Genomic DNA, 26,946 nt, shown 5'->3' with positions numbered 1-26,946 from the left:
GGGCCACGTCAGTAGGTGGGGAACTGCTCCGAATGTTGGCCGAGCATCGTCCGCTGCGTAAGCATCGGCACCGTGCCGTTTGCCGGCAGGCTCTGTTGAATGCGCGCGAACGTCGCCAGACCCTGACCGACGACCTGATCCATATTGTAGTAGCGGTACGTGGCCAGGCGCCCGACGAACCACACTTCGGGGCACGCCGCTGCCAGTGCTTCATAGCGTTTGTACAGCGCCTCGTTTTCCGCCCGCGGCACTGGGTAATAGGGATCGCCGATATCGGTTGGATATTCGTAAGTCAGGCTGGTCTTCGGGCTCTGCTGACCGGTCAGATGCTTGTACTCGGTAATGCGGGTATAGTTTTCCGTCTGCGGATAATTGATAACGGCGACCGGCTGAAACTGCTCGCAATCAAGCGTCACGTGCTCGAACCGCAGTGACCGATAAGGCAGACGACCAAGGCTCCAGTCGAAATATTCATCGATCGGCCCGGTGTAGATCATCCGCTGAAAGGGGATCGTGTCGCGAATTTCGCGATAATCGGTTTGCAGCATGATCTTGATCCTTGGGTTGTCCAGCATGCGATGAAACATGCGTGTATACCCGCCAGCCGGCATATTCTGGAAAGTGTCGCCAAAGTAGCGATCATCGCGGTTGATCCGCGTAGGGACCCGCGCAGTCACGGACTTGCTTAGTTGGGCCGGATCGACACCCCACTGCTTCCTTGTGTAGCCGCGAAAGAATTTTTCGTAGAGCTCCCTGCCAACGGTGCTCACAACCACATCTTCGGCGGTCCGGACTTCCTCGACCGTTTCTCGCCGGGATGCGAAGAACTCCTCCAACTGCTCGGGCGTCAATTCAAGATCGTACAGGCGATTGATCGTGTCCAGGTTGATCGGTATCGGCAGCAGTTTTCCGTCGACCGAAGACAGTACGCGATGTTCGTAAGGCCTCCATTCGGTGAACTGCGAGAGGTAGTCTATGATCGATCGGGCGTTGGTGTGGAATATATGCGGCCCATAGCGGTGGACCAGAATTCCAGCTTCGTCGTAACAGTCATAGGCGTTGCCGCCGATGTGATTTCGCCGGTCGATGAGCAGGACGCTTTCCTGCCGTTGCGATGCGATACGTTCGGCGAGCACGCTGCCAGCGAAGCCGGCGCCGACAATCAACCAATCGAACATGGTCAGGCTCCCCGGCGCAAAGGCACAATGCTTTTCATTGCATAGGCGCGCTGGATATGGGCAGCCATTGCGTCCCACGTTCGTTCCCAGGACATGTTGGCGAGGTAGGCATCGACTTCCTTCAACAGGAAATTCCGGGGACGTGACAGAAGGGACCGAAGCTTGGTTTCGATGTCTTCGGCGTCAACAATGTCGACCAGGCCTTCGGCGCCATAGGTGCGCACGACGTCCACAATCGCCGTGGAGACCACCGGCAGTCCGGCGGCCAGGAACTCAGGAGTTTTGGTCGGGCTGATATAGCGTGTCGCCTCGTTGAGCGCGAAGGGCATCCAGCCGGCGCTCCAGTGCCTGAGATAGCGAGGCAGGTCGGCGTAGGATTTGGCACCCAGCCAATGCAAGTTGCTTGCGCTCGGCAGGCTGAGCGGGTCGATCTTGACCACCGGGCCAAGCATGACGAAATGCACGTCGGGCATTGCCGCAGCCGCCTGTGCGATCATTTCAACGTCGAGCCGTTCGTCGATCACGCCGAAGAAGCCCACTCTCGGGTGAGGTATGTCTGCCTGGTCTACAGGGTCATCGCCGGGCTCTCTTGCTTTGTGAAAATGCGCAACGTCGATGCTGCTTGGGAAGGGAAAGATCGACTTATGGAGGCTTCGCTTGGCCTCGTACAGACTCTGCCCGCCCGTGAACACGACATCAGCGCGCTGGAACAGCGCCTTTTCCATCTGCGTCAACTCTGCCGGTGCGTTCTTGAAGGCGGAGAGTTCATCCATGCAGTCGTAGACGCATACATCGCAAGCTATATGGTCACTGAAACGCAGCGCCATGGGCGTGTAGTACCATTTAGTCAGCCGGTCATGCGGAGTTGAGTTGACGATCTGGTCGACGAATCTGCGCTGGATAGCGTCTGCCTTTGTTGCGGAAATGCCGGCCGGAAGAACCGGGGTTACGATTGTGATCATTGCAGATCGATCGTTCACCCGCATCGAAGGATAGCGTATTTCCTCGTAGACCGGCTCCTCAAAGTAAATTAGCTGCTGCTGTTTTGAGGCGTGCGTCAGAATATGCTGCGGGCGTTGGTGTACGAAATCCCACCTGAGGTGAGAGAAGCAAAGTATAATAGACGATTTTATGGGCATATTCGATTTATTTTTTTTGCAACCCGCTATTTTCATGTAAGAAGCCTCTTTAGTTATAGCTTTTAATCTCCAGATTAACATATGTTAATCGAAGCGCGCTCCTGATGAAACCTTTATCCGCACATCTAACTTTTATTTGAGTAAGTTGTTCCACGGATTTTAATTGGCTGTAGCCGCCGAGCCGGCCACTTGCGCAATTGTTCGAAGAGAAGCGGCGCTGCTACCAACACCCGACGGACACGTCGCCTCGGCCAAGGCGGAGGCGCTTGCAGCTTCATATCTCGCCAAATGTGGCGCATTGCCACAGAACGGCTGAAATCCGCTCAATCGTTCAACAACCATTCATGAGCGCAGGTATAAGAGTTAATGAGCCGCGCATGATTCGTTTTGGTCGCCACAGATGGCCGAAGAGGGCAGCCACCGTGAGAGAGCCGCAAGGAATGAAGTTCAACTTTGAAACCAACGTCTTTCCGTTGTTTCACCCGCAGTCCGTGGATGATCTGAAGGATCCTTGTCCAGTGTTCGACGGCGAGGTTTGGCACGTCTTCGGTTCCAGCGGCACTGTCACGACCGAGAGCTGGAAAATACTACATGCCACGGCTCCGGACCTTTATGGGCCGTGGACTGAGCATGAGGCGCTCGACTTGCCGGTAACCGGATCGGGCATAGCGGCGCCCGGCGTCATTCATGAATGCGGCGTCTTCCATATGTTTATCCAGACCGAATTCATGAAGTCGGGCGGACGTTGTGAACATGCGGTTTCCAATGATGGCTTCAACTGGGTGGTGCTGAAACCGGCGATATTGTCCCTGCCGGGCACCGATGAGGACGGGATCTATGATCCCCATCCGGCGATCATCGGCGGCAAGCGCTACATCGTCTATTCAGGCATGCCTAAATTCACCAGGGTGCCGCAGCCTGACGTCTATCTGGCGCGCAGCCAATCCGATTCCTGGTTCGGGCCGTGGAAACGTCTCGGCAAGATATTGGACCATCTCGACGTTCCCCATCACAATGCGCGCGAGCATCCGGACTACGAATGGGGGATCGAGGGCGCCCAACTGGTCGAACTGCCCGACGGTCGCGTGCTTCTCAACGCCACCTGCTTCCTTCCCGAGGGTCCGCGCGGAAGTCGTCAGCGCGTATTCTTCGCCATCGCCGACGACGTCCAGGGTCCCTACGTGTCGGTCGGCCCCGTGCTGGATCCTGGTGAGCCTGGGGAGAACGGCCATTCGACGGTAATGATCGAGGGCGGGAAACTGACCTTGTTTTACCAGAGCAGACGTGAGGCAACGAACCATCGCTGGCGTTTCGGACTGGCTAGGTGCGACCTGGATCAGCAAGTCCTTTCACGAGTCGCCTAACAGGGACGACCGGGGCCGAGGCGTCGTGGCTGTGCCATGACTATTTCATTCGCGTTCCTGCGATCGTCCATAGCGATAGTCCATAACGTAACGGTGATCGCAAGGCCGGCTCTGCCGCAAGGGCGCAGCAAACTACGGGCCATGATCGCGTCCTGGCTGGTTCTTCGTCAGGATCGACCGAGACCTGGATTGCCTGGGGATCAACCACGTCGAGGGAGCCTTAGCAACTCATGACTGCCTAAGAGGGGGCCTGAGTGGAAGAAAGCGATCAGTTCCTGCATAGATGGGTTTGGGACGGGGTAGCCCCACCGGAGGTGCGTCAGGCCTTCGAGGCCGTCGCTTAGGAGAAGGAGATGTTCCTTCCCTGCGACTAGGGCAGGCATCCTTGCACTGCAAATAGATGACAGTCCGTTGGCCTGCCAACCCGGCGAAACATTTTGCCACCGCGGCAGTTATACCGCTCCGGGGACGAAATTCGGGGCATGCCTTTGAACGATATTAGATTGGCGATACCGCTGGTCGGGGAAGTGGAAGACTCTGCGCCGAGATCGGCTGCCGGCCTGCCTTGGATCAAGTTAGCCGGTTCCTATTTCGCAACCGAGGACGGCGAGGCATGGACGCCGATCGGGCACAATGATGCGGTAAGCTGGCCCGAACTCAATGGCCTGTTCCGGCGCGCTGATATGGCCGGCGTGGAAAATCATCTCCGTTGGCTGAAGGAAAGCGGCGTCACCTGCCTCAGGCTGATGCTGGAATATGCCCAGGTTCGCCACCGCTACTTCGAGAAGCCGCAGGGCCGCTTCGTGCCGGCAATGGTGCAATTGTGGGACGACCTCTTTCGTCTTTGCGAAAAACAGGGCTTGAGAATCCTGCTCACCCCCTTTGATACGTTCTGGCAGTGGCTGCACTGGCGCCACCACCCCTACAACCGCAATAACGGAGGCGTGCTGGACCACCCGTCGCGATTCCTGATCTGCGTCGAGACGCGCCGCGCAATCAAGGCAAGGCTGGAATTCGTGGTTCGCAGATGGAGCGGCAGCGGAGCCTTCTTCGCATGGGACCTCTGGAACGAGATCCATCCCGAGCAGGCTCAGGGCAGCGCGGATGGCTTCGGCGCCTTCATCCATGATCTCAGCGATTTTGTGCGCCGGCTGGAAACGTCACTTTACGGCCGCTCTCACCCGCAGACCGTCTCGCTGTTCGGACCTGAGCTTCGCTGGCGGCCCCACATGCCGCTGCCCGGGCCGATCTTCCGCCACCCAGACCTCGACTTCGCCTCCCTCCATCTCTACGAGGAGGGCACGATCGATGACCCCAGTGACACGGTGGCGCCGGCGCTCGGCATGGCGCGGATCGTCGGAGAGGCGCTCGGCGAAATCCGTGACGGCCGCCCTTTTCTCGATTCCGAGCACGGCCCGATCCACTCATTCAAGGACAAGAAAATCACGCTTCCGGAACCTTTCGATGATGAATATTTCCGCCATTTGCAATGGGCTCACCTGGCGGCGGGGGGCGCGGGTGGCGGCATGCGGTGGCCAAACCGCACCCCGCACGTGCTCACCCCCGGCATGCGGCGGGCGCAGCGTTCGCTGGCCGATTTCCTCCCTCTGATCGACTGGGTTTCGTTCCGGCGTGCCCATCTCGGCAACAAGATGCGGATTTCCGGTCCCGACGCCGCGGCTGTTGCCTGCGGGGACGATTCCCAGGCAGTGGTCTGGCTGGTTCGCCGCGACACGATCGGGGGGAACGGTATGCTTCGCGCCGGCGCTGCGCCGGTTCCGGTCAATTTGGAGCTGCCCGGGTTGGCTCGCGGCACCTATCGCGTCATCGCCTGGGATACCACTGCCGGCAGGCAAACGGCGGATTGGCAAGCGAATTCGGACGGCTGGCTGAAGCTTGATGTGCCGCCGTTCTCCGCCGATGTCGCCCTTGCCATCCGCCGAGGCGTTCTGGCTGCGCCATAACTATTTCATCCGCGGTCCCGTTGGTCCAAGCAGAGCCACGGGAAATATCTCGCACGACCTGCGACAGGACTCGAAGGGGTAGCGTGGTCGAGGGATCCGCAGGTTGCGGCAGGCAACGTATTCGCCGCCGGCTGTCAAGAAAGCGCCGCTTGCGGCTGCAAAATAAGGCTGCAGGCCGCTGTCACGTCCAGAAATAGCGCACGGTGTGGAAGAAAACCGGGGCGGCGAAGACCAGGCTGTCGGCGCGGTCCATCATGCCGCCATGTCCCTCGATCAGATGGCCCCAGTCCTTCACCCCCTGATCGCGCTTGATGGCGGAGGCGACCAGTCCGCCGAGGAATCCCATCAAGCAGGCCATGAAGGCGACGCCCGCCGCCTGGAGCGGCGAAAACGGTGTCAGGAACGACAGCAGCGCGCCAAGCAGGCTCGACGTGGCCAGCCCGCCGACCAGCCCTTCCCAGGTCTTCGACGGCGAAACCTTCGGCGACATCAAGTGCCTGCCGAACAGCTTGCCGAAGATGTATTGCAGCACGTCGCTGCCTTGCACGGTGATGATCAGGAATGCGATCAGCAACAAATTGCGGCCCTCGAAGCCGGGCACCTCGAGCGTCAGCAGCGCCGGCACGTGGCTGACGCAGTAGACCGAGATCATGACGGCCCATTGCTGCGCCGAGACGCGCTCGAGAAAGCGCTCGGTGTCGCCATGAAGCGCGGTGATCGCAGGCATCAGCAGGAAACAGTAGACCGGGATGAAGATGGTGAAGAGGCCGTACCACGCGGTCCACACCAGCCAGTACTGGAACGGGATGATGATGCCGAACATGCCGAGCAGCACCCAATGGTCGCTGCGGCGGCTGTGCGTCAGCGTCACGAATTCACGCAAGGCCGCAAACGAGATCAGCGCGAACAGGATGGTCATGCCGGAGCGGCCGAAGAAGAAGGCGACGGTGATCGCCACGACCATAACCCACCAGGCGTTGATGCGCTGGTTGAGGTTGACTAGCGTCGAGGACAGCGGCTTCGGCGCGCGCCACGACAGGATGCCGGCAACCAGGCTTGCGGTGGTCAGCACCGCAGTGAGGCCGACAACCAGAATGAGGGTCTCGTGCATTGGCATGTTGTTCTAGTCGTCTTTTAGCGGGCGGGGATTGAGCGCAAGCAGCGCCTTGCGGGCGCGGTCGAGAAAGGCCCGGCGTTCCTCGCCGGGCGCAATGGCGATCGGCGCGCCGAAGACCACGCGGCAGAGCAGCGGCACCGGCACGAATTGGCCCTTGGGCAGCACCCGCGACATGTTCTCGATCCAGCACGGGATGAGTTCGACGTCGGGCCGCGCCATCGAGAGATTATAGAGGCCGGAGCGGAACGGCAGCAGTGGCTCGTCTGTCATGTTGCGCGTGCCTTCGGGGAAGATGATTAGCGAATGGCCCTCGTCGAGCACCGACAGCATGATCGAGATCGGATTCTGAGCCTCATCGATCCACTGCCGGTGGATGAGCACCGAGGAAAGCATGTCCTGCGCGATGAACCGGCGCAGCCGTGATTTTCCCCAATAGTCGGCGGCAGCGACGGCATGGGTGCGGGCGCGCTCCTTCTCGCTGAGGCAGGCAGACAGCAGGATGAAATCGCCGTGGCTGGCATGGTTGGCGAAGTAGATGCGCTGCCGGTCCGACGGCTTGCTGCCGTTCCAGATCGGCCGCACCCCGGTCACCGCCCAGGCCAGCGCCGATAGGCCGACCGAGGTCACGGTCTGCAGCAGGGTGAAAGTCCTTGTGCCGAGCTTGCTCATCGTCCGGCTCAGAAAGACAAGGCGACAGCGGATGCCGCCACGAACAGGCCGAGTGCGATGCGCTCCTTCATCAGCAGGCGCTGCGTGCCCGCGATGCGCCGGTCGAGCGAGCGGATGCCGGCAGCGGCCGGTTTAACGCGCATGCGCGCCAGCACGTCGTCGACCGAGGCACCGCCGGCGGCTTCGCTGATGTGGCTCGCCATCAGCCAGAACAGCAGCGCGTCGAAGACAAGCAGGGCCGAGACGGCGAGGGTGACCATGCCGCTCGCTGCCGCCACCAGCCAGGCCGCCGACGCCAGCGTCGTCGTCTGCGGCTGCGCTGCCACGGCAATGAACGGCGCGGCCACCAACGCGGTCAGCACCAGCAGCAGCGGCCACACCGCCTGCGTCATCAGGCTGGCGGCGAAGGCCTCGGCTTTGTCTCGATGGGCACTCATGCCGGCTCGTCCGCCGCGATCCGAAGATGCACCGGACGGCCCGATGCCGTTAGCCGCTTATGCGCCTGCGCCGGCGTTGGCGAGCGACCGCTCGCAACCAGCCAGTTGGCGACGATGGCGGCGCTGCGCTGGAAGCCGAGCGCGCAGCAGACCAGCACGGTGCCGTGGCCGCGGGCCGCCTCGATCGCCGCCACCGCTTGCGTTTGCGCCGCTTGCGAGGGCGGCAAAAGATCGACCATGGCGACAGCCGTCCAGCGGCAGGTGACGCCGCGCGGGCTTTCCAACTCGCCGGCAAGGTCGATTACCGTGCCGAAAGCGTCGGCCTCGGCGGCAGTCGGAAAGCGACCGAGGAAGACGCCGTCGGCGATCGCGACATGCGGCGGCAGCTTGCGCGTCCACGCCCACACATTGATCCTGGCGCCAAGCCGGTAAGGCAGCAGCAAAACACGGCTGGCCAGCGAGACGCTGCCATCGGCCGCTTTCTGGAACACTTTGGCGCCGGCTCCGACATAGGCGAAGGCGACGATGGCCAGCGCCAGCGCCGGCCACAGCAGGATGAGCCACAGCGCCGAGACGAAGGCGCCGGCAACGGCGCCGGCCAGTGCCAGCGCTGCGACGAGCGCGTAGAACAGCGCCAGCCGCCGTGCATTGGGATCGGCGGTCAGCCGGAAGCCGGCGAACGGCAATTCGCCGTCGCGCGGGAACAGCCACAGGGCGAAGAAGCCGAGCAAAGCGCCGGTCGGGATATCGATGACATGGTGCTGCCATGTCGTCAGCACCGAGGCGCCGATCAGGAAACACCAGACGTGCCAGACGATGGCGGCCAGGCCTTTGAGCCGACAGCGCCAATGATCCCAGATGATGACAAGCAGCGCGATGTGCAGCGACGGCGCCTGGTTGAACGGCTTGTCGAAGCCGCCGAGCACCGCGAACATGAACCCTGGCAGGCCTGATGTCTGCGGCCGCATGAAGGTCGCCGTCAGCGGGAAAAGGATGAAACAGGCGACGGCGATGATCTGCGCCGTGAGGTAACGGCCGGCGAGCCGGTCGACGCCGCGCTTGGTGTCGTTCAACAGCAGCGACAGGCCGTAGAACAGGTTGATCGACCAATAGGGCACGATCGTCCAGGCGATGAACGGGATGCCGCGCTCCCAGGCAAAGACGATGCTGCCGACATCGTCGCGCTGCGAGGCCAGCCAGTTGGCGAAGCCGTAGGTCACGTAGAAGAACGGCGCCAGAAACGCCAGCCACAACGCAGCGCGCAGCACGATTCCGGCGTACGGCTCGCGCTCGGAGGCAGAAAGGGCAGGGGCCGCGGCAACGGCGGCGCCAAGGACTGGCAAGACCATGCTCAGACGCGCCGCGCGATCGAGACGGTGAAGATGCCCCACTGGTCGATGCGCTGGTCGAGCTTTTCGAAGCCGGCCGCCGCCGCCAGCTGGTCCATCTCGCCTTGCGTGCGCCGGCGCATCACCCAGGCCTGGCCGCCGCGATGCGAGGTCAGGCTGCGCGCGATCATTTCGAGCTGCGGATGCCAGGGCTGGTTGGTGTAGAGAAGCAGGCTGCCGGGCTGCATCGCCTTGGCCAGCCCGCCGAGCGAGCGGGCGATCATGGCGTTGTCGGCAAACAATTCGTAAAGCCCGGAGACGATGGCCAGGTCCGGCGCCGGATCGAGCCCGGCCAGCATTTGGGCGTCGAATGCGTCGGCCTGGTGGAACGAGACGCTGGTCGGCAGGTGCCGCTCGGCGATCAGCTTGCGGCCGAGCGAAACGTTGAGGTCGGAAAAATCCTGCAGCCGCACGCTGGCCGGCGGCTCAGTGCATTTGGCGACGGCGTCGAGCACATAGCGGCCGTGGCCGGCGGCGATATCGACGATATGGACCGGCCGGCCGGCCTTCAGCGTCCGAGTGGCGCTGCCGATCAGCTCTTCCAGGTGCAGCTTGCGCTGGCGGATGCCGCGCCAGCCGATGGCGTCGAGAAAGGTGCGGTCGATCATGCGGCCGAGCGGACCGTGGCCCCGCGCCTCGTTCTCGTAGACATAGTCGAGAGTCGAGCCGGAATCGAAGCCGGTGGCAATTCCCGTCTTCATGCCTGACGACAGCCAGGCGCCCATGCGGATCGAGGCGCGGCTCATTGCCCAGTAGAGGCCCCTCGGCGACAGCAGGGCGAGCGGCGAGGCGAGCCGGTCGGCCTCGTCGCGTGTGAAGCCGGCGCGGTCGGCCGCGGTCAGGTCGACCGGCTTCTCCGGGGTCGCGAACTGTCTTTCGAGGAACGGCTTGATCAGATCGAGTGCCTTGCGGCGTTCGCGTTCGCCGAGCGTGTCGTGGAAGAAGCCGGGCAGCACATGCCGCTCCTTGGCCGGGCTGGCGAGATTGACGAAGAACTCGTGCTGAGGTCCATGCCGCACCACCCAATCGCTGCCGGAGATCAGCAATTGCGTCGGCACGGTGATGGCGCGGGCGTCGGCGACGATACGCGCGGCGTGATCGTAGAGCTCGACCAGGATGTTGGACGCGATCGGCCGCGTGATCAGCGGATCGGCCTCGAAGGAGACGATGCGCTTGGGGTCATGCGTCAGGAACTTGGCCTTGACGTAGGAATTGACGAAGAAGCGGCCCTTGATCTTCTGCCACAGCGCAATGCCTTGCTTGGCGAAGGGCACGTAGAGCTTGACCGAAAAGGCCGGCGAGGCCAGCACCACAGCGCGAATTTGCGGTGCATAATCATGCACCCAGGCGGCGGCGAGCACCGCGCCGAACGATTGGGCGATCAGCGCGATGTCGCGCTGGCCGAACCCGTCTCTGCCGATCTCGCGCACGAAACAATCGATGTCGCGCACCAGCGCGGCAAAGGACGGCGCATAGCCGCGTTCGCCGGCCGAGCGGCCATTGCCGCGCGCGTCCCAGGCATAAAAGGCATGGTCGGGCATGTCGAGTTCGTCGACCAGATGCGCCATGCGGCCGCCATGCTCGTGGCCGCGGTGGAACAGCAGGACCGCGCCCTTGGCAGGTCGCCCGACCGCCGGCCAGTAGCGGTAGAAGATCTCGGTGCCGTCATGCGTGCGGAAGGTGCGCTCCTGCGCCACCCGCTGCTCACTTGCGGAAGCGGCAATCGTTGGTTCATGAAGCATGTTGTTCCCCTGGCGGATGCGACCGGAATTTCAGCCACCGCTCCCGTTAAGGCCGCTGCGTATCCGGTTGATGGCGGTCACCAGCGAGAGTGTAGCCATTGCCGGAAACACAAACGGCGTGATCGCTTCCACCCATAGGCCGCAGGCGATGAGGAAGGCGACGATGCCGAGCGCCAGCGCCCGATCGCTCTTGCCGAACGGCCCGGCATAATTGCGCCCCGTGCCCGCCGCGATGCCGAGCACACCGGCGAATTCCACAAGCACTGCCGTGATGGCAAAGGCGACGACGCCCCAGGCGGGGAAGAGAGCGGCAAAGGCCAGGATCAGCGCGAGGTCTGAGACGACGTCGCAGAGTTCGTTGAGGTACATGCCAGGCTTCGAGGCCTGACCATGTTCCCGCGCGAGCATGCCGTCGATGGCGTTGAGCGCCATGCGCGCAAACAGCACCGCCGGCATCAGGATGAAGATCGCGCGATGGCCGGCAAGGGCCGCGACCAGAATGCCGGTGGCGACCGACAGGGCGGCAGCCAGTAGCGTGATCTGGTTGGCGGTGACGCCGGCCCCGGCCAGCCGGTCGGCGAGCGGCCGCAGCTTCGCCTGGAAGGCCGGTTTGAGCGCATAAAGCGTCGGCATGTGCGAACCCCCCGGCCGCGGTGCAACTAACGTCTGCAAGGATGGTCAATTGGCGCGCAAGACGCAAGGGCGGCGAGCGCGACCAAGCTGCTGACGGCGGGCTCGACATTCTAGTGGGAGTAACGGAGCCGGCAGCATAGATTAACTTCCGCGCCCACTTGGTCTCCGTTCGATGTTGGCTGCTCTTACGGCTCTCGTCTTCCTTTCAATCGACGGCACTATCTCAAGCCCGGTTGGAGCCGGGTGTAATGATGATTCACAGTAGTGGAGAGCTACGGCGTACTCTGGCGTGCAAATCGGCTGGTTTGGCCGGCGCCAAGGCAGCTTGGCGCGTCTGCTTGAGGTCTCGACGTGACCCAAACGAGCCATTCCGGCAGGCAAGCTCTAATGTCTCGAATGTGGTAGAATACGACATTGGTCAACCGTCGCCGCATCAGCCATCAATGAACGCGCGGAAGGTAGGGATTTGCTGAGTACTGGTGAGGCCAGGTTTCTTATCGGAACAACCAATACTATGATCCGCCGGGGCTAGGCCACCAATGGACCGCAAGCTTGCCGCGATTCTAGCCGCAGATGTAGTGGGCTATTCGACTCTGATGGAGCGCGACGAGGCCGGTACGTTTGAGCGACTAAGTGCCGGACGCAAGGAACTGTTCGAGCCCGAAATTGCCCGCCACCACGGCCATATCTTCAAGCTTATGGGAGATGGGATGCTGGCCGAATTCGGCAGTGTCGTCGATGCCGTCGAATGTTCAGTGTCGTTGCAGCGGGGCCTGTCCGAGCGCAACGTCTCGCTTCCCGCAGTGGAACAGATCCTGGTGCGGATCGGCATCAACCTCGGCGAGGTGATCGTCGACGGCGACGACCGGTATGGCGATGGGGTCAACATCGCGGCCAGACTTCAGCAGTTGGCGGAACCGGGCGGCATCTGCATCTCGGGAAAAGTGGCCAAGGAGGTCGATAGGAAGCTGGCGTTCGCCTTTGAGCCAATGGGCGAACAGAGGGTCAAAAACATCGCCGAACCAGTTCAGGCGTATCGCGTGTTGCTTGATTCCGCGGCAGCGGGCAAGACCCTCCATGCTCGCCGCCAGCCACGCGCCTGGCGTTTTCCGGTCGCGGCGGGTGTTCTCTTCCTGGCTCTCGGCCTTGCTGCAGCATGGTGGCAGCTGTGGGAGAGGCCTGCACAGCCTGCTGTTCCGGCAGGCAGCGAGGCTGCCGACACCCGGTCCTCGCTAGTCGTCCTGCCCTTCGACAATCTCAGCGATGACAAGGAACAAGAATATCTCGCCAACGGCTTCACAGAGGACCTGACGACCGAACTGGCGCGCGTGCCGGGTCTTTTCGTCGTCTCCCACAGCGCGGCCTTCGCCTACAAGGACAAGGACCCGAAGCCGGAGGAGATTGCGGCGGCATTGGGCGTCAGGTACCTGCTGAAAGGCTCGATTCGCCGCGTCGGCGACGACATGCGCATCAATGCGCATCTGATCGACAGCTCGACGTCCGGACATCTTTGGGCGGAGCGCTTCGACGGCCGGTGGGCGGACGTGTTCGCGCTGCAGGACAAGGTCGTCGGCAGCATCGCAGGCGCGCTCCAACTCCGCCTGGTGAGCGTCGCGCCGGCCGCCCGCTCGGGAGGCACAAACAGTGCCGAGGCCTATGATGTCTATCTCAAAGGGATGGACATCTATAACCGTATCAACACCCCCGAGGAGTTTGCGCAGGCTGTGAAGCATTTCCAGCACGCGGTGCAACTCGACCCCGATTTCGGCGCGGCTCATGCCCAACTCGCCTGGGCTTATTGGGACGCGGACATCGCCCGGGCCGTGGTGATGGGGCTTACGCGAGCCGAGGCCTATGACAAAGTCCACGAAACCCTGAAGCTCGCCGCCCGACATCCATCGCCCGGCTACTATCAGCTAGTCGCCGAGTTGATGGTCCGCGAACACAACTCGGACGAAGCAGTCACCGTTCTGCTGAAGTCGGTGGCGCTCGATCCTAGCGATACCTGGAATTATCTCTCGCTGGCCAATGCCCTGAATTTCAACGGCAGGCCGAAGGAAGCGCTGAGCTGTCTCGAGGCGGCCGCGCGCGTCGACCCGATCTCGTGGATGGACTACCGGCACTACCAGGCCGGACTAGCCGAGTTCGGCCAAGGGAAATTCGAGGACGCGGTTCACTCCATCGAGAAGATGGATCTTGAATCGCCCGACCCACGGGCGAAATTCTATGCCCTGCAAGTTCTTGTTTCTGCCTATGGGCATCTTGGGCGCAGCGACCAGACCGCGGCTGCCTTGGAAAGGTTTAGGAAGGTTGTTACGCAAAGGCTACTATGGGAACCAAACCAACTGATCACCCAGGACTTCATGGTTTTCAAGAATACGGCCGATATCGAACGCCTTTTGGCCGGCCTGACCAAGGCAGGCGTGCCCGATCTGCCGGCATTGGCAAGGGCAGGCATGAATCCGAAGGACCGGCTCACAGGCGCGGAAATAAGGTCTCTCATGTTCGGCCACGAAACGCGCGGAAAATTGGCATTTGACAAGTTCCTGCCGATACAGCGCACGACCTCCGTCGACGGCGCCATCAGCGAAACCATTGGCCTGAGGACCCGAACAGGAACCTCCTGGGTGCAAGGCAATTTCTTGTGCGATGCCTTTCCCGGAGAGCTGACAAGCTGCGGAGCAATTTATCGCAATGTGTTCAGGACGCCGGGGCGCGACGACGAATACAAGGCCGTTTACCGCTGGGAACAGTTCGAGTTTTCAGTCGTCAATTGAGCTCCCAAAATGCCGCAAGGCCGAAATCCTGCTTGCGGGATATAGATGCGACCTTGTTCGCCATAACTGCAAACGACCGCTCCTGGCGCTAACTGCACGTTCCTGGAACGAGAAATTCGGAGGCCGTCCACTGACCCGGCTCGTAGCCAAATCGCATAAGATTGCTATCTCTAGCTGGCGCGTAGTCAATAGCAATGCAGCCATTTGAGGGGCGAGCCCTAACTTGCAACCAGCGTGACGACTGATATCTTATCCTCGGATAACGCGCCTGGTGTCCGAGATTAGTAACAATTCGCCCGCATCGAAATGCGCCGCCAATAGCAGACATGACGGTCTGGTCCGATTGAGAAGCCTTGGCGCGAAATGTCCGCTATCGTCAGCTATGATGTCGTCGCTTTGCGCACGAAGTCGGCGAGTTCGCGGTTGAAACGAGAGGAGTCCTCGATGAAGGGTGCGTGTCCGGTCTCGCGGTACCAGGAAGCGGCGCTCGTCGGACATGTCTTGAGGATGTGATCGCCCATTGCCGGGAGGACCACCGTATCGCTGCGGCCCTGAGTCATAAGCACAGGTCTCTTTAACATGGTCAGAACGTCGTCGGAGTTGATCGCGCGCGTGACAAGCGCAGACCGGACTCTTGGGGCCACAACGATGTTCCAGCACAGGGCCACCTCGTATTCGTCTCTCGGTAGCGGTCGCGCGGTGCAGCCCTGCACGAAGTCGCGAATGGCCTGGACGTTGGAGGGGAAGTCGTCGCCTGCGGTCGCGCCCGGCACGTGATCGAGAAAGCCGGGGCCGATCAAAACGCCGAACGTGGCCCTGTCAAGCGTTACAGCCGCACCGACGAAGTTGATCCCGGCAATCGCATCCTGGCCGTACGCGCGAACATAGTCACAGATGATGAAGCCCGCATAAGACCACCCCACGAGAACGGGCCGGTTCAGGCCGAGCTGGCCGACGATGGCCGCAATATCGTCCGCCCATGGCTTGGGCTCCGTGTACTGCTGCTGTGCCTCGGGCGCTTCCGACATGCCATGGCCGCGAAGATCGAAGGCGACGAGGCGAAACGCGTCCGCAAGCTCACTCTCGTACTGTTTGCGCCAGCAAAGGTGGTTCTGCGACCACCCGTGAATGAAGAGGATGGCTGGTGTATCAGCTTTGCCCCATTCGCACACATGCAGCTTCACGCCGCCGCCGCCGATCACAGAATGAATCTTCATCTCGATCCTCCATTTGCTGACCAGGGCGCCGATGATCACCGGTCTGCGTTGGAAGGAGTGTTGTTGCAGGCGTTAGAAAAGAGCGGCCGAAGCGTTGAAATTTGCCGGGGGTCCGGCCATGAAGGATCTGACTTCACGCAGGAAATCGGCGAAGGCAGGCTCGTCGCCGAGGAGGATATGATTTGCGCTGTTGAGGTCGACGAAGCGCGCCCCCGGTATGCCGGCCGCGAGCACCTTGCCTTCGTCGAATGGAACCACGGCATCGTTCCTGGCATGCAGCACCAGCGTTGGAACGCTCACCTCTCCCAGCATCGCCGAAACGTCTATGTCGCCGAAAGTGGAGTGAAGCAGGCTGGCGTTGAGCGGCGATGTGGTCTGCCTCTGGAGATCGTTGAACCAAGCCATCTGCTCGCGGCTGGCACCCGGAATGAATGCCTCGGTGAACAGCTGGCGGAACGCGGCATTGTCCTTGCCCCATCCTTCACGGATCAGGGTGGTCATTGCTTCATGGGTATCGAGCTGGTGGGCGTCGCCGCGCTTTCGCCGGCCCCTTGCATAGCCGCCGTAGAGAATGAGGCGCGACACGCGCTCGCGGTGCCGGAGGACATAGGCGATCGATACCGCACAACTTTGCGAGACACCGAGCAGCGGGAAACGGTCCAGGCCGCTTGCGTCGGCAACGCTTTCCAGATCAGTGACCATGGCGTTGAAGGAGAAGTCGCCGACGTTCCAGTCGGAGAGGCCGTTGCCGCGCTCATCGTAGCGGATCAGCGTATTCCTGCTCGAAAGCTGATCGATCCAGTGTCGCCACACCGGGCTTTCCCATTCGTATTGCAGATGCGACATCCAGTGCGCCGCGCGAAGCAGCGGCGGGCCGTCGCCCGAAACCGCGTAGGCGATCCGGACGCCATCGGGGCTGCTGCAATAATGTATCTCCTGGGAACGCCGGTGCTCATTTTGGCCGCCACCCGGAGCGGAACGGACGGCTTCACCTGATGCTTGTTGCCCGGCTTGCTCGCTGACCGGTCGCAGTTGCGTTGCGCGCTCTCGAGCCGAAGCCTCGAGTGATCGTATCTCCAGCGAAACCTGCTTGTTGGCCCGGTCCAGAGACTGTAGCGTTTCGGCATAGGAAAGGGCCCGCTCAGGTTCGCAGCGCAGCCGCTCGACAAGCGCCTGCAGGATCATCGATCTGGTGCGATCCAGTGCGTCGCCGTGGAATGTGCGCCAAGCCTCGAACACCGGGCAGCGCGGCAGTTCCAGATCTTCGAGGAACTGCCCCCGGAACATGGCAGCCAGGGTTTCCAGGCGTGAGGTGTCGAGAAAGCGTACCTCGTTCGCCGTCATGTGGGCGACTTGCAGCAAATCGACATCAAGCTTGGCGGTGTCGAAAAGCACGCTCTCTCGATCGGCCTTCAGGCAGCCCTCGTCACCGTTCTGGTTGATGATGTGCCTTAGCTTCGAGAGACTCCATCTCAGCGAAGCTCTTGGATCGTCAGGCACCTCCCAGAACATTCGGCACAAATGATCGCGCCGCTGACGCCGGTTCGCCACCACTAGGTAGGCGAGCAGAGCGCGCGTTTTCTTCGACGGTGGCAGCGCGATCTCCCGGGCGCCCCGCAGGACCACCAATTCGCCGAGCACCTTGATCTTCAGTGGGCCCTTCATTTGGGACGCCGATCGCTTGCAAGCAATTTTACCCGCGATACTGCTCTGTGTAAATTTACTTGATGGTCGGCGCCTACTGCCCGGAACCTTACTATTCGCGAGGCCCTATCGTTTCGGCGCGGCCGCCGCGTTCTTCAAGGTCGAATTCCGAAGGGTCTCTTTCCAGTTTTCGGATAGCGCGGGCCAGCGTCGGCAGGACGGTTTCGCGCGCGTCGTCGTCAACCTGGGATAGACCTTTGCGTATGGCATCCTTCCAGGCCGGGCCGCGGTCGTAAGCCTCCATGAAAGCATCGGCCAGATCTTCCGACTGCCGTTGTTCAATCATGGCTTCCATGATGGTTGCAGCCTGCATCCTGTCCTTGCGGCTCTTGGCGGTGCCGTCGCTGTCCGTCCGACGGCGACTGGCGACGATGAGTTTGTGGATGGCGTACCGTTCGGGCGACGGCACGTTCACCGGCACGCCGGCACCGTGAAGGAGAACGGCCCGGATCGGCTCATATATCAGGAAATCGAGAAACCGCAGGGGCTGCGCCGACGCGCCACCAAGCGCGGGCATGGTTGTTGGACGACCCTCGTAGTCGGCCGAACCGGTGTTCGGAGTCAGGAATTCGACCTTGTATCCGGAGCGGGAAGAATATTGCGTGGTGAAGCGGCCGTCAGCCTGGTGCGGAATCTCCCGGAAAGTCGGGTCGACTTTCCTCAACGTATCGAGCACGGGTGGCATCCTGTCATCGACGGCCGTCGAGATCGAATGAAACTGTGCAAAATCGGCATCTCCCGTGACCATCGACGTACTGGGCAGGCGAACGCCAAGGATGGCTGGATAGCATTGATAGGCGACGGTACCGACCAGGACGCCACGAAGCCTGAAGAAACCGGCTTCGGCGAGCGCCTGGACAATGTCGCCGGTCTTCCTTTCCGGCCGTGGCAGGTAGGCCTCGCGAATGAGGGTCGAAACCAGCTTTCGCCGCTCTTTGATGTCGGCTTTCAGGTCCTTGAAGTTTTCGACCCTCCTGGTGATTTCGGGATCGTCGACGGGGCCGACATATGTGCGTGTTTTGCCGCCGTCAGGGTTCGGCAGGTCGAGATACCAGTAACGGCGGCCTTTCACCTCGGCTGTGACAAAGCGGCCGCCGACGTTGAATTCCGTCGAAAACGAGGCATCCAGCGACCGCTGCGCCAGCTCGGAATAGAGCGTCTGGTATGTGTGGGGAATCTGCTGCATATGAGTTGTTACCGTTTTCGCGAAAAGGGTAATAACACAATTTCATCGCACCGTCATCATAAATTGTTACCGCTTTCGCGAAAGCGGTAACAACTGCGCTCAAGGCACTTCCCGGGCCCCCCGGCTCCCACGATTGAATTAACAGCGCTCTCTACTTTACAAGTAAATTAAAATACGTGAAGTTATGTCCACCAAAGGATCATCCATGACAGCCAATCGTTTCGCCACACGCCTCAATTCCTTTGCCTCGCGGCCACAGGCCGAATGGCCGGATCTTATCGGCAAGCCGTCCATGCTGCAGATGGCGGCGCGTGCGGCGAAGGTTGCGGGGCTGACCGACCTCGACCTCAACTTTCCCGATCATGTCGATGAAAAACCCGCGGGAATGGCGCGAAAGCTCGGCGACATCGGCCTTTCCGTCAATGGTTTTGCCATGCGCTACTACTCCAATCCGGCCTTCAAGCTCGGCGCCTTCACCAATCCTGATCCCGCGGTTCGCCGCGAAGCCATCGACCTGACCAAGGCTGGCATCGATGCCGCTCGTGAGGCCGGCACCAATTTGATGACGCTGTGGCTCGGGCAGGACGGCTTCGATTATGCCTTCCAGGCCGATTACGCCGCGCTCTGGCAACACGAGATTGATGGGATTCGTGAAGTTGCAGCGCACGACCCCGATTGCCAGATCAGCCTGGAATACAAGCCCAACGAGCCGCGCTCCTACAGCCTGATGCCCGACGCGGCGACGACATTGCTGGCCATCCGCGAGATCGCCCTGCCCAATCTCGGCGTGACGCTTGATTTCGCCCATGTGCTCTATGCCGACGAGCAGCCGGCCTTTGCCGCAGCACTCGTCGCGCGCCACAGCAAGCTGCTCGGCGTCCATCTCAACGACGGCTACGCCAAGCGCGACGACGGCCTGATGGTCGGCGCGGTGCATACGCTGCAGACGATCGAGCTGCTCAGGCAGATCCGCCGCGACGGCTACGCCGGCGCCATCTACTTCGACACGTTTCCCGACATGACCGGGCTCGATCCGGTCCACGAATGCGAAGTCAACATCGCGACCGTCAAGCGCATGCTGCGCGTCGTCGATCGGCTGGAAAAGGACAACCGCCTGTCCACCGCCGTCGAGCGTCAGGACGCGGTCGCATCGCAGGCCATCATCCAGGAAGCCATGCTCGGACCGGACAGCTGAGCCGGCGCCGTTTTCAACAAGGGAGGAAGACCATGAAATTTCTGCTTGCCACCGCTGCCGCTGCCCTGATGGCGCTGTCCATCGGCTCGGCTTTTTCCGCGGACCTTGCGCCGCTCAATTCCGACACCGAGAAGGATCGGATCGACTGGTCGCAGCTCGAGGCCAAGTTCGGTGCGTTCCCCAAGCTGCCCGACGGCACCAGGGCCGGCGCCGTCTCCAAGACGCTGACCAACGAATACTGGCGCTCGCTGGGTGAGGGCTACAAGTCGTTCGGCGACCGTGTCGCTGTTCCCGTCGTCTACCAGGCGGCGCAGAGCGAGGGCGACCAGCTCGGCCAACTCACAATCGCCGAAGGCCTGGTCACGCAAGGCTACAACGTGCTGCTCGTCTCGCCGCAGACCGACTCCAACCTGCAGCCGATCATGGAACAGGCCAAGGCCGCCAACGTGCCGGTGGTCAACGTCAATGACGCGGTCATCCCGCAGGCCGAGCACTATGTCGGCAATGTCCAGCGCGACAATGGCGTGCGCGTCGCCAGATGGTTCATCAAGAACCGGCCGGATGGCGGCAAGGTCGCCATCGTCGAAGGCCAGGCCGGCGTCTATGCCGCCGTCCAGCGCACCGACGGCTTCAAGACCACGATCACCGAAGCCGGCAAGTTCGAGGTCGTCGCCAGCGTCCCCGGCAACTGGGATCGCCAGACCTCCTACGACGCGGCCACCAACATCCTGCAACAGCACCCCGACCTGATCGGCTTCTATGCCAACAACGACGGCATGGCGCTGGGCATCGTTGAGGCAGTCAAGGCCGCCGGGCTGCAGGACAAAGTCGCCGTCTTCGGCACCGACGGCATCTCCGACGCCTATGCCTCGATCCGCGCCGGGGAGCTGACCGGCACCGTCGATAGTTTCCCGGTGCTGACCGGCGAGGTGGCGCTGGAATCGGCGCTGCGACTGGTGGCCGGGCAGAAGCTGCCGCGTGTCGTCGCCACGCCGCAGGCGCTGATCACCAGGGACAATGCCGACCGTTATTCCGGCGCCGGCGACGCCGTGCGCAAGGCGCTGCTCGAGGACGCGGCAGCGGGCAATTAAGGGGTAGGACTACGGGTGCCGGCCCTTCGGCTGGCGCCCTTTGCCTGGAGAATAGAACCAATGTCCGTGATCCCCCGGCTGCAATTCGAGGGCATTTCCAAGATGTTTCCGGCCGTGCGGGCGCTGGGCGATGTGTCTTTTTCGGTCGGCGGCGGCGAAATCCATGGCCTGCTCGGTGAGAACGGCGCCGGCAAATCGACGCTGCTGCGCATCCTGTCGGGGGTCTACAGGCCGACAGCCGGACGCGTGCTGATCGACGGCAGACCGGTAGCGCTGAACAACCCGGTCGCGGCGCGCGCAGCGGGCGTCGCCATGATCCATCAGGAATTGCAGCAGGTGCCGCACCTCAGCGTCGCCCAGAACATGTTCCTCGGCCATCCGCTGACGCGCGGCGGCATCTTCGTCGCACGGCGCGAGCAGGAACGCCGCGCCGCGGAAGCCCTCGCCGCCATAGACCCGACGATCGATCCGGCAGCTCCACTCGGCAGCCTGAAGGTCGCGCAGCGGCAGATCGTCGAGATCGCCCGGGCGCTGCTCGATCGTGCGCGCATCGTGGCGATGGACGAGCCAACATCGAGCCTGACGCCGAGCGAGTTCGAACGGCTGGCCGAAGTGATTGCCGGCCTGGCCCGCGACGGTGTCGCGGTCGTCTATGTCTCGCACAAGCTGGACGAGGTGTTCGGCATCTGCCACCGCGCCACCATCATGCGCGACGGCGTCGTGGTCGATTCGGTCAATCTCGCGCGGGTGTCGGAAAAGGCCGTCGTTTCGATGATGGTCGGCCGCGAGCTTGCCCAGGAACAGCACCGCTCGCACGCATCCAGCGAGGTCAGGCTGAGCGTGCGTGGCCTCGCCTCGGCAACCAAGGTCCATGACGTCTCGTTCGACCTGCATCGCGGCGAGGTGCTGGGCATTGCCGGCCTGGTCGGCTCGGGCCGCACCGAACTGCTGCGGCTGCTGGCCGGCGCCGACCGCGCCTCGTCAGGCACGGTCGAGATCGACGGCAGGGCGATCAAACTTTCCAATCCGCGCGACGCCATCGCCGCCGGCATCGGCCTGGTGCCAGAGGAGCGCAAGCGCGAAGGCATCGTGCCGTTGCGGTCGATCTCCAGCAATATGGCGCTGGCGTCGATGGGCGTGTTCGCGCCGCGCGGCGTCATCGATCACACCAGGCTGAAACGGGTCGCGGCCGAGAAGATGAAGCGGGTCAATTTGAGGCCGTTCCTGCTCGACCGGCCGATCCGGCTGTTCAGCGGCGGCAACCAGCAGAAGGCGATCATAGGCCGCTGGCTGGCGGCGGGAACGCGCATCCTTTTGTTCGACGAGCCGACGCGCGGCATCGATGTCGGTGTCAAGGCGGAGATCTATCATTTGATCGAGGAGCTCGCCGCCGAAGGCCATTCGGTCGTCGTCGTGTCGTCCGAGCTTCCCGAGGTGATCCGGCTCGCCGACCGCGTGCTGGTCATGCGCGACGGCACGGTTGCCGCCGAACTCGGCCGGGCTGATCTCAGCGAACAGGCGATCGCGGCGCATGCCATACCCCAATCGGAAGCGAGGGCCGGCACGGCGCGCCACGTCGGCGTAACAGACAGGACCAGCGGATGACTGATGTAACGGAACATACAGCAGCCCGGCCACGGGCGGATTTCCTGCACCGGTTTTCCGTGCGCGACGCCGGCACGCTGATCGGCCTGGTGGTGATCCTCGCCGTCTTCGGTGCGCTGGTGCCGGGCTTCTTTGCCGAGCGCAATCTGATCAACATCCTGCAGCAGTCGAGCATCAACGCCTGCCTGGCGTTGGGCATGACGCTGGTGATTATCTCGGGCGGCATCGATTTGTCGGTCGGACCGACGGCGGCTCTTTCGGCCGTCATCTCGGCGTCTATGCTGGTTGCCGGCGTGCCGTTTCCGCTGGCCATCGCCGCCGGCTTCGCCATCGGCCTCGTCTGCGGGCTGCTCAACGGCGTGCTGGTCGCCTATGTCGGGCTGCAACCTTTCATCGTCACGCTGGGAACGCTCAGCACCTACCGGGCGCTGGCGCTGATCTATACCGGCGGCAACCCGGTGCTCGGCCTGCCTGCCGGCTTCCGCGCCATCTTCAACGGATCTCTGTTCGGATTGCCATTGGCGGTCATCATCGTTGCCGTGGTCGCGCTGATCGCCTGGGTCATCCTCAAGAAGACGCCGTTCGGCGAATATCTGCTCGCCGTCGGCGGCAACGAGGAGGCCGCCTATATAGCCGGCGTGCCGATCGCCCGCACCAAAATCGCCGCCTACATGATCTCGGGCCTGCTGGCGGCCCTTGCCGCGCAGATCCTGATTGGCCGGCTGGGTGCTGCTGAGCCCATTCTCGGCAATCTCTGGGAGCTCGATGCGATTGCCGCGGCGGCCATCGGCGGCGCCTCGCTGATGGGCGGCAAGGGCAGCGTGGTCGGCACCATTCTGGGCGCCGTCATCCTCGGTACCATGCGCAACGGCCTGACGCTGATGAATGTCCAGTCCTTCTATCAGCTCCTGGCAACTGGCCTTATAATCCTCGCCGCGATGCTCATCGATCGCGTGACGAGGGGACGTGGATGACCTTGACCAGCCTGGATCTGAAAGCAGTAGGACCGCGGATTCGCATGATGATGCCGCATCTGACGCCGCTTGAGGCCAAAGTGGTGGAAACCGTGTTCGGGCGACGCGGCTTCGACGAGAGCATTCCGCTCAAGCAGATCGCCGAGGAGGCCGGCGTGTCGGAGGCGATGGTCGTCAAGATCGCCAAGAAGCTGGGTTTTTCCGGCTATCGCGACTTCCGCACCGCGGTCTATGAGTACAGCCGCCTGCCGACCGCCGAAATGCACCAGGAGCTGTCGGTCGACGACAGTTCGGCCGAGATCGTACAGAAGGTATTCCGCACCTCCATCCAGGCGTTGGAGGAAACGCTGGCCATCCTGGACATGGACGATTTCGACCGCGCCGCCGATCTTCTCTACCGCGCCAAGAACCGTGATTTCTATGGCGTCGGCGGCTCGGCGCAGATCGCACGCGATGTCTCGCACAAATTCCTGCGCATCGGCATCCGCGCATCAGTCTACGACGATTCGCACATGATGCTGATGTCGGCATCGCTGCTTGGCGCCGACGACATCGCCGTCGGCTTCTCGCATTCCGGCAACACCAGCGCCGTCATCGACGCCATCCACCTCGCCCGCAAGAGCGGGGCGCGGACGCTGGCGATCACTAACTACGCCAACTCGCCGCTGGCCGCCGTCGCCGACATCGTGCTGTGCTCGACCGCGCAGGGTTCGCCATTGATGGGCGAGAACGCGGCGGCACGCATTGCCCAACTCAACATTCTCGACGCGCTGTTCGTCGCGGTGGCGCAGCGCGACTACCAGGCGGCGGAGCGCAATCTCGGCCGTACCATGTCGGCAGTGACGTCGAAACGCCGGGACAGGGGCACATGACGGCTTCCCCGCCCCTGGTCACCGTGTTCGGCAGCCTGCATTACGACATCATGGTCGAAGCCCCCGACCGCCCGCGCAAAGGCGAAACTGTGACCGGCCATGCCTGGCAGCCGAAATGTGGCGGCAAGGGCGGCAATCAGGCGGTGTCGGCCGCGCGGGCCGGCGTGCGCTCGGCGATGATCGGCGCCGTTGGCGATGACGATTTCGGCCGCGTGCTTCTCGGCAATCTCGAATGCAAAGGCGTCGACAGCCGCTTCGTGCGGGTCGCGCCTGGCGCCGGCTCCGGCATGAGCGTGGCGATCTTCGACGACGGCGGCGACTATGGCGCCGTGATCGTCTCAGGCAGCAATCTCACCTTGGGCGAGAAGGACATCGCCGCCGCGACCGAGATGGTTGCGCACACGTCGGTACTGCTGCTGCAGAACGAGGTGCCTCAAGCCGCCAACATTGCCGCAGCGCGGGCGGTGAGGAGACACGGTGGTCGGATCGTGCTCAACGCCGCGCCCGCGCGAAAGCTGACCGGCGAACTGATCGCACTCACCGATATCGTTATCGTCAACGCCATCGAGGCGGAATTTCTGGCCGGCATTCCGGTCGTCGACACGCTCAAGGGCGCTGCCGAGGCGGCACGCATGCTGGTCGATTTCTACCCGGCCGCGATCGTCACGGCCGGCGGGGAGGGCGTTGCCTATTGCGACCGCGACGGTCAGGCGTTCGCGCTGGCGGCAATCCCGGTGAAGGTCGTCAGCACCCATGGCGCCGGCGACGAGTTCGTCGGCGCGTTCGCGGCAGGCCTTGCCCGCGGGCATCAGGTCGAGGTCGCCATCGCCGCCGCCAACGCCGCCGCGGCCTTGCTGGTAGCCACGCCGGAAACGGAAGCGCGAGGCGATCTGAGACAAGGCGCTGAGACAAGGCCCTGAGAAGGGGGCGCTGAGAAGGGGGCGCTGAGAAGGGGGCGCGCCCATCTCAGCTATAGGGCGACCAGCACTGCTGGCGAGGGCCGGCGGTGCAACGACGCCCTCAGGATGGCAGCTCGGCATAGTCGGGCGGGGCTCATTGGGGATGATGCTTTGTTAGCATCGGACTGGCGAGCCACTTACGGCAACAAGGTTAGTTGGGTGCATCACCAGCAAGAAGGTATCGAAAGCCGTTCGTCGTCATCCAGCGGCACGTGCCAGATGCGTTGCCCACGCGCGGAATGGCTCCCGGTTCGGGGTCTACATGCGGCTTTAGCATCGCGACTTGCCGGCAATGGCGCGCGTGATAGGCGATAGAAAGGCCCGCGCCGTTTAATTGGAGGACGCGGGGCAGGGTATTGCGGCCCAGGATTGCTCACGCCCGGTCACACGACGACCGGGCCGGCCGCAAACGGGTGCACTTTAGTGGAACCTAATTTAAATGACGCTATTATCGTGCATGGGGAAACGCGAGGTCCAGACCGTTACTGAATACCGAATAGCTGGAGATCAGCTGACCGATGATCCAGTGATCGCTCTCGATATCGCGGAACGGATATTGCAGGCAGCCGAGCACGACCGGATTGTCTATGTCGTCGCGACAGCAGAGCCACCCCAAGCCGACCTTATCGAGAAAACAGAGCCTCAACAGATCAGGGTTACCAGAACCTCTTTCCGCGACCTTGAAGATTTGCTGCTTGTTCTCTATGCGGCCTATGCACTCGTCGTGCTGGGTGTCACCGCTTTCGTGGTAATGGAGTTAGGCCCTGTTCTGTAGACGTGCTTCAGCAGTTCGATAATCGAAACGAAAGCCCGCCACCCTTTCGGATGACGGGCTCCGTTGCCTGGATGCCAGGAACGCCACGGTAGCGACTTCTGCTACTAATGCTCCCGTAGATATTCAATATGCGGCCTCCGCGCCGCCTGGCGCATCGGCTGAACAAATGAAGCCCGCGCCTCTGGCGGAGAGCGCGGGCCCGATCGGGTTGCAGCCCGATCCGCAGCAGGAACCCGGAGGTTCCGCCGCTCGGGAGTAATTATTAGAACTTTCTAATATCCATGCATCGTCCGGATGAATGATGTAACCGCCCTCGTAAAGGAACACCTTGTCAGAGATTCTTTTGCCTGAGTCATGTTTGCTCCCTCTCCGCCGGGCCTCAAGCAAACTTTTGAGACAACGTTCGTATTGGTGGATGGGTGCGCTTTCAGGGAGAAAGCCGTGGGCAGACAGCAACGCACCCTCCTTTTGGTCGCGGTCTTTGCGTGTGTCCTTGGCTTTGTGTTGCTGGTCCTAATCCTGCAAATAGTGAGTTTGCTTGACTAGATAAGACGCTGAAACCGGCTGCCGGTGTGAATTTTTCGCCGGCGCGCATAGGGGGCTTCCTGCGTCTCGGTCGCTTCCGTGGCCGCTCGGCCCGCAGTTTCACCGGCCCGGACAGCAACACGGTTTTTGCCCGAGGTGAGGAAGGAATTTCGCAGCATCCGCCTCGCAAATCGTCCGCGCACCTTGGCGGGATTGCGCGAGCTGCGCATGGCGCGGGCCAATCCGGCGGCGGCGCAGCAGGCTTCGCCCTTCGACGAAGCGGCGATGAAGGACGCGATGGCAGCGGTGCGCACCGCCACGACAAACCTTCAGGCGACGATGCAGGACTATCTGTTGACCGCGCTGGAGAACGTCAAGGCAAAGCCCGCTGCAGGAAGTTGATGCTGGTAAGGCTGTCGTTCTAAGGTGTCCGGC

22 protein-coding genes are annotated in these 26,946 nt (G+C 62.3%); 11 read left to right on the top strand and 11 right to left on the bottom strand.

What is annotated here, in order from left to right:
• Nucleotides 1-8: 8 nt before the first annotated feature.
• Both glf and CIT31_RS25945 read right to left on the bottom strand, forming a co-directional pair.
• Nucleotides 9-1,178, bottom strand: coding sequence for a UDP-galactopyranose mutase (glf, locus tag CIT31_RS25950; RefSeq protein WP_095520928.1), 1,170 nt, complete (start codon nucleotides 1,176-1,178; stop codon nucleotides 9-11).
• A gap of 2 nt (nucleotides 1,179-1,180) precedes the next feature.
• Nucleotides 1,181-2,353 (bottom strand): glycosyltransferase, encoded by a 1,173-nt coding sequence (locus CIT31_RS25945; protein ID WP_095521010.1) that lies wholly within the window; start codon nucleotides 2,351-2,353, stop codon nucleotides 1,181-1,183.
• A gap of 404 nt (nucleotides 2,354-2,757) precedes the next feature.
• Between CIT31_RS25945 and CIT31_RS25940 the strand changes: the two genes are divergently transcribed.
• Together CIT31_RS25940 and CIT31_RS25935 are read left to right on the top strand one after the other, a co-directional pair.
• The gene (locus tag CIT31_RS25940) at nucleotides 2,758-3,681 is read left to right on the top strand and encodes a glycoside hydrolase family protein (RefSeq protein WP_095520927.1); all 924 of its coding nucleotides are present in this window, start codon (nucleotides 2,758-2,760) and stop codon (nucleotides 3,679-3,681) included.
• Between the two features lie 482 nt (nucleotides 3,682-4,163).
• Nucleotides 4,164-5,645 carry a glycoside hydrolase 5 family protein gene (locus CIT31_RS25935; protein WP_206073414.1) on the top strand — a complete coding sequence of 494 codons (1,482 nt, stop codon included), beginning with the start codon at nucleotides 4,164-4,166 and terminating at the stop codon, nucleotides 5,643-5,645.
• A gap of 181 nt (nucleotides 5,646-5,826) precedes the next feature.
• Here CIT31_RS25935 and CIT31_RS25930 read toward each other — a convergent pair whose 3' ends face one another.
• From CIT31_RS25930 to CIT31_RS25905, 6 genes are read right to left on the bottom strand one after another with little or no spacing between them, the layout of a single operon-like run.
• On the bottom strand, nucleotides 5,827-6,756 hold the full coding sequence (locus CIT31_RS25930; RefSeq protein ID WP_095520926.1) for a phosphatidate cytidylyltransferase: 930 nt from the start codon (nucleotides 6,754-6,756) through the stop codon (nucleotides 5,827-5,829).
• A gap of 12 nt (nucleotides 6,757-6,768) precedes the next feature.
• On the bottom strand, nucleotides 6,769-7,431 hold the full coding sequence (locus CIT31_RS25925; protein ID WP_065008659.1) for a lysophospholipid acyltransferase family protein: 663 nt from the start codon (nucleotides 7,429-7,431) through the stop codon (nucleotides 6,769-6,771).
• Between the two features lie 8 nt (nucleotides 7,432-7,439).
• Complete coding sequence (locus tag CIT31_RS25920) at nucleotides 7,440-7,868, bottom strand: hypothetical protein (protein ID WP_095520925.1); 429 nt, start codon at nucleotides 7,866-7,868, stop codon at nucleotides 7,440-7,442.
• The gene (locus CIT31_RS25915) at nucleotides 7,865-9,217 is read right to left on the bottom strand and encodes a phosphatase PAP2/dual specificity phosphatase family protein (RefSeq protein WP_095520924.1); all 1,353 of its coding nucleotides are present in this window, start codon (nucleotides 9,215-9,217) and stop codon (nucleotides 7,865-7,867) included. The genes CIT31_RS25920 and CIT31_RS25915 overlap by 4 nt, the downstream gene beginning before the upstream one ends.
• A 2-nt stretch (nucleotides 9,218-9,219) precedes the next feature.
• A complete protein-coding gene (locus CIT31_RS25910; protein ID WP_095520923.1) occupies nucleotides 9,220-10,998 on the bottom strand; it encodes a bifunctional alpha/beta hydrolase/class I SAM-dependent methyltransferase in 1,779 nt (592 codons plus the stop codon).
• A gap of 30 nt (nucleotides 10,999-11,028) precedes the next feature.
• Nucleotides 11,029-11,631: a CDP-alcohol phosphatidyltransferase family protein gene (locus tag CIT31_RS25905; RefSeq protein ID WP_095520922.1), complete on the bottom strand. Its 603-nt coding sequence runs from the start codon at nucleotides 11,629-11,631 to the stop codon at nucleotides 11,029-11,031.
• 539 nt (nucleotides 11,632-12,170) lie between these two features.
• Here CIT31_RS25905 and CIT31_RS25900 point away from each other — a divergent pair.
• On the top strand, nucleotides 12,171-14,408 hold the full coding sequence (locus tag CIT31_RS25900; RefSeq protein ID WP_095520921.1) for an adenylate/guanylate cyclase domain-containing protein: 2,238 nt from the start codon (nucleotides 12,171-12,173) through the stop codon (nucleotides 14,406-14,408).
• Nucleotides 14,409-14,788: 380 nt separating this feature from the next.
• On the opposite strand, the gene CIT31_RS25895 is transcribed toward CIT31_RS25900, so the two are convergent.
• From CIT31_RS25895 to CIT31_RS25885, 3 genes are all read right to left on the bottom strand, one after another.
• A complete protein-coding gene (locus CIT31_RS25895) occupies nucleotides 14,789-15,625 on the bottom strand; it encodes an alpha/beta fold hydrolase (protein WP_095521008.1) in 837 nt (278 codons plus the stop codon).
• Nucleotides 15,626-15,697: 72 nt separating this feature from the next.
• Nucleotides 15,698-17,290: a bifunctional AfsR/SARP family transcriptional regulator/alpha/beta hydrolase gene (locus CIT31_RS35355; RefSeq protein ID WP_245316465.1), complete on the bottom strand. Its 1,593-nt coding sequence runs from the start codon at nucleotides 17,288-17,290 to the stop codon at nucleotides 15,698-15,700.
• Between the two features lie 91 nt (nucleotides 17,291-17,381).
• On the bottom strand, nucleotides 17,382-18,515 hold the full coding sequence (locus CIT31_RS25885) for a nucleotidyltransferase family protein (protein ID WP_095520920.1): 1,134 nt from the start codon (nucleotides 18,513-18,515) through the stop codon (nucleotides 17,382-17,384).
• Nucleotides 18,516-18,720: 205 nt separating this feature from the next.
• On the opposite strand from CIT31_RS25885, the gene CIT31_RS25880 reads away from it, so the two are divergent.
• From CIT31_RS25880 to CIT31_RS25840, 8 genes are all read left to right on the top strand, one after another.
• Complete coding sequence (locus tag CIT31_RS25880) at nucleotides 18,721-19,710, top strand: TIM barrel protein (protein ID WP_095521006.1); 990 nt, start codon at nucleotides 18,721-18,723, stop codon at nucleotides 19,708-19,710.
• Between the two features lie 32 nt (nucleotides 19,711-19,742).
• Entirely contained in the window at nucleotides 19,743-20,801 is a 1,059-nt protein-coding gene (locus CIT31_RS25875; RefSeq protein ID WP_095520919.1) for a sugar ABC transporter substrate-binding protein, read from the top strand.
• Nucleotides 20,802-20,861: 60 nt separating this feature from the next.
• Nucleotides 20,862-22,406: a sugar ABC transporter ATP-binding protein gene (locus CIT31_RS25870; protein WP_425350655.1), complete on the top strand. Its 1,545-nt coding sequence runs from the start codon at nucleotides 20,862-20,864 to the stop codon at nucleotides 22,404-22,406.
• Complete coding sequence (locus tag CIT31_RS25865) at nucleotides 22,403-23,380, top strand: ABC transporter permease (protein ID WP_095520918.1); 978 nt, start codon at nucleotides 22,403-22,405, stop codon at nucleotides 23,378-23,380. Before CIT31_RS25870 ends, CIT31_RS25865 begins: the two co-directional genes overlap by 4 nt.
• Complete coding sequence (locus CIT31_RS25860; protein ID WP_095520917.1) at nucleotides 23,377-24,252, top strand: MurR/RpiR family transcriptional regulator; 876 nt, start codon at nucleotides 23,377-23,379, stop codon at nucleotides 24,250-24,252. Before CIT31_RS25865 ends, CIT31_RS25860 begins: the two co-directional genes overlap by 4 nt.
• Complete coding sequence (locus tag CIT31_RS25855) at nucleotides 24,249-25,172, top strand: ribokinase (protein WP_095520916.1); 924 nt, start codon at nucleotides 24,249-24,251, stop codon at nucleotides 25,170-25,172. Before CIT31_RS25860 ends, CIT31_RS25855 begins: the two co-directional genes overlap by 4 nt.
• Nucleotides 25,173-25,650: 478 nt before the next feature.
• Nucleotides 25,651-25,986 (top strand): hypothetical protein, encoded by a 336-nt coding sequence (locus tag CIT31_RS25850; protein ID WP_245316464.1) that lies wholly within the window; start codon nucleotides 25,651-25,653, stop codon nucleotides 25,984-25,986.
• 624 nt (nucleotides 25,987-26,610) lie between these two features.
• Nucleotides 26,611-26,913, top strand: a complete 303-nt coding sequence (locus CIT31_RS25840; RefSeq protein ID WP_342586956.1) for a periplasmic heavy metal sensor — start codon at nucleotides 26,611-26,613, stop codon at nucleotides 26,911-26,913.
• The last annotated feature ends 33 nt before the right edge of the window (nucleotides 26,914-26,946 follow it).

It is taken from the genome of Mesorhizobium wenxiniae (genome assembly GCF_002284535.1).
Classification (GTDB): domain Bacteria; phylum Pseudomonadota; class Alphaproteobacteria; order Rhizobiales; family Rhizobiaceae; genus Mesorhizobium; species Mesorhizobium wenxiniae.
This window is presented reverse-complemented; position numbering and strand designations above follow the sequence as displayed.

What these genes read in the sequence shown, in the direction of transcription:
- CIT31_RS25855 (WP_095520916.1), top strand. Translation starts at nt 24,249, where the DNA reads ATGACGGCTTCCCCGCCCCTGGTCACCGTGTTCGGCAGCCTGCATTAC.
- CIT31_RS25860 (WP_095520917.1), top strand. Translation starts at nt 23,377, where the DNA reads ATGACCTTGACCAGCCTGGATCTGAAAGCAGTAGGACCGCGGATTCGC.
- CIT31_RS25940 (WP_095520927.1), top strand. Translation starts at nt 2,758, where the DNA reads ATGAAGTTCAACTTTGAAACCAACGTCTTTCCGTTGTTTCACCCGCAG.
- CIT31_RS25920 (WP_095520925.1), bottom strand. Translation starts at nt 7,868, where the DNA reads ATGAGTGCCCATCGAGACAAAGCCGAGGCCTTCGCCGCCAGCCTGATG.
- CIT31_RS25885 (WP_095520920.1), bottom strand. Translation starts at nt 18,515, where the DNA reads ATGCAGCAGATTCCCCACACATACCAGACGCTCTATTCCGAGCTGGCG.
- CIT31_RS25895 (WP_095521008.1), bottom strand. Translation starts at nt 15,625, where the DNA reads ATGAAGATTCATTCTGTGATCGGCGGCGGCGGCGTGAAGCTGCATGTG.
- CIT31_RS25870 (WP_425350655.1), top strand. Translation starts at nt 20,862, where the DNA reads ATGTCCGTGATCCCCCGGCTGCAATTCGAGGGCATTTCCAAGATGTTT.
- CIT31_RS25865 (WP_095520918.1), top strand. Translation starts at nt 22,403, where the DNA reads ATGACTGATGTAACGGAACATACAGCAGCCCGGCCACGGGCGGATTTC.
- CIT31_RS25900 (WP_095520921.1), top strand. Translation starts at nt 12,171, where the DNA reads ATGGACCGCAAGCTTGCCGCGATTCTAGCCGCAGATGTAGTGGGCTAT.
- CIT31_RS35355 (WP_245316465.1), bottom strand. Translation starts at nt 17,290, where the DNA reads ATGAAGGGCCCACTGAAGATCAAGGTGCTCGGCGAATTGGTGGTCCTG.
- CIT31_RS25930 (WP_095520926.1), bottom strand. Translation starts at nt 6,756, where the DNA reads ATGCACGAGACCCTCATTCTGGTTGTCGGCCTCACTGCGGTGCTGACC.
- CIT31_RS25925 (WP_065008659.1), bottom strand. Translation starts at nt 7,431, where the DNA reads ATGAGCAAGCTCGGCACAAGGACTTTCACCCTGCTGCAGACCGTGACC.
- CIT31_RS25910 (WP_095520923.1), bottom strand. Translation starts at nt 10,998, where the DNA reads ATGCTTCATGAACCAACGATTGCCGCTTCCGCAAGTGAGCAGCGGGTG.
- CIT31_RS25945 (WP_095521010.1), bottom strand. Translation starts at nt 2,353, where the DNA reads ATGAAAATAGCGGGTTGCAAAAAAAATAAATCGAATATGCCCATAAAA.
- glf (WP_095520928.1), bottom strand. Translation starts at nt 1,178, where the DNA reads ATGTTCGATTGGTTGATTGTCGGCGCCGGCTTCGCTGGCAGCGTGCTC.
- CIT31_RS25915 (WP_095520924.1), bottom strand. Translation starts at nt 9,217, where the DNA reads ATGGTCTTGCCAGTCCTTGGCGCCGCCGTTGCCGCGGCCCCTGCCCTT.
- CIT31_RS25875 (WP_095520919.1), top strand. Translation starts at nt 19,743, where the DNA reads ATGAAATTTCTGCTTGCCACCGCTGCCGCTGCCCTGATGGCGCTGTCC.
- CIT31_RS25935 (WP_206073414.1), top strand. Translation starts at nt 4,164, where the DNA reads ATGCCTTTGAACGATATTAGATTGGCGATACCGCTGGTCGGGGAAGTG.
- CIT31_RS25905 (WP_095520922.1), bottom strand. Translation starts at nt 11,631, where the DNA reads ATGCCGACGCTTTATGCGCTCAAACCGGCCTTCCAGGCGAAGCTGCGG.
- CIT31_RS25850 (WP_245316464.1), top strand. Translation starts at nt 25,651, where the DNA reads ATGACGCTATTATCGTGCATGGGGAAACGCGAGGTCCAGACCGTTACT.
- CIT31_RS25880 (WP_095521006.1), top strand. Translation starts at nt 18,721, where the DNA reads ATGACAGCCAATCGTTTCGCCACACGCCTCAATTCCTTTGCCTCGCGG.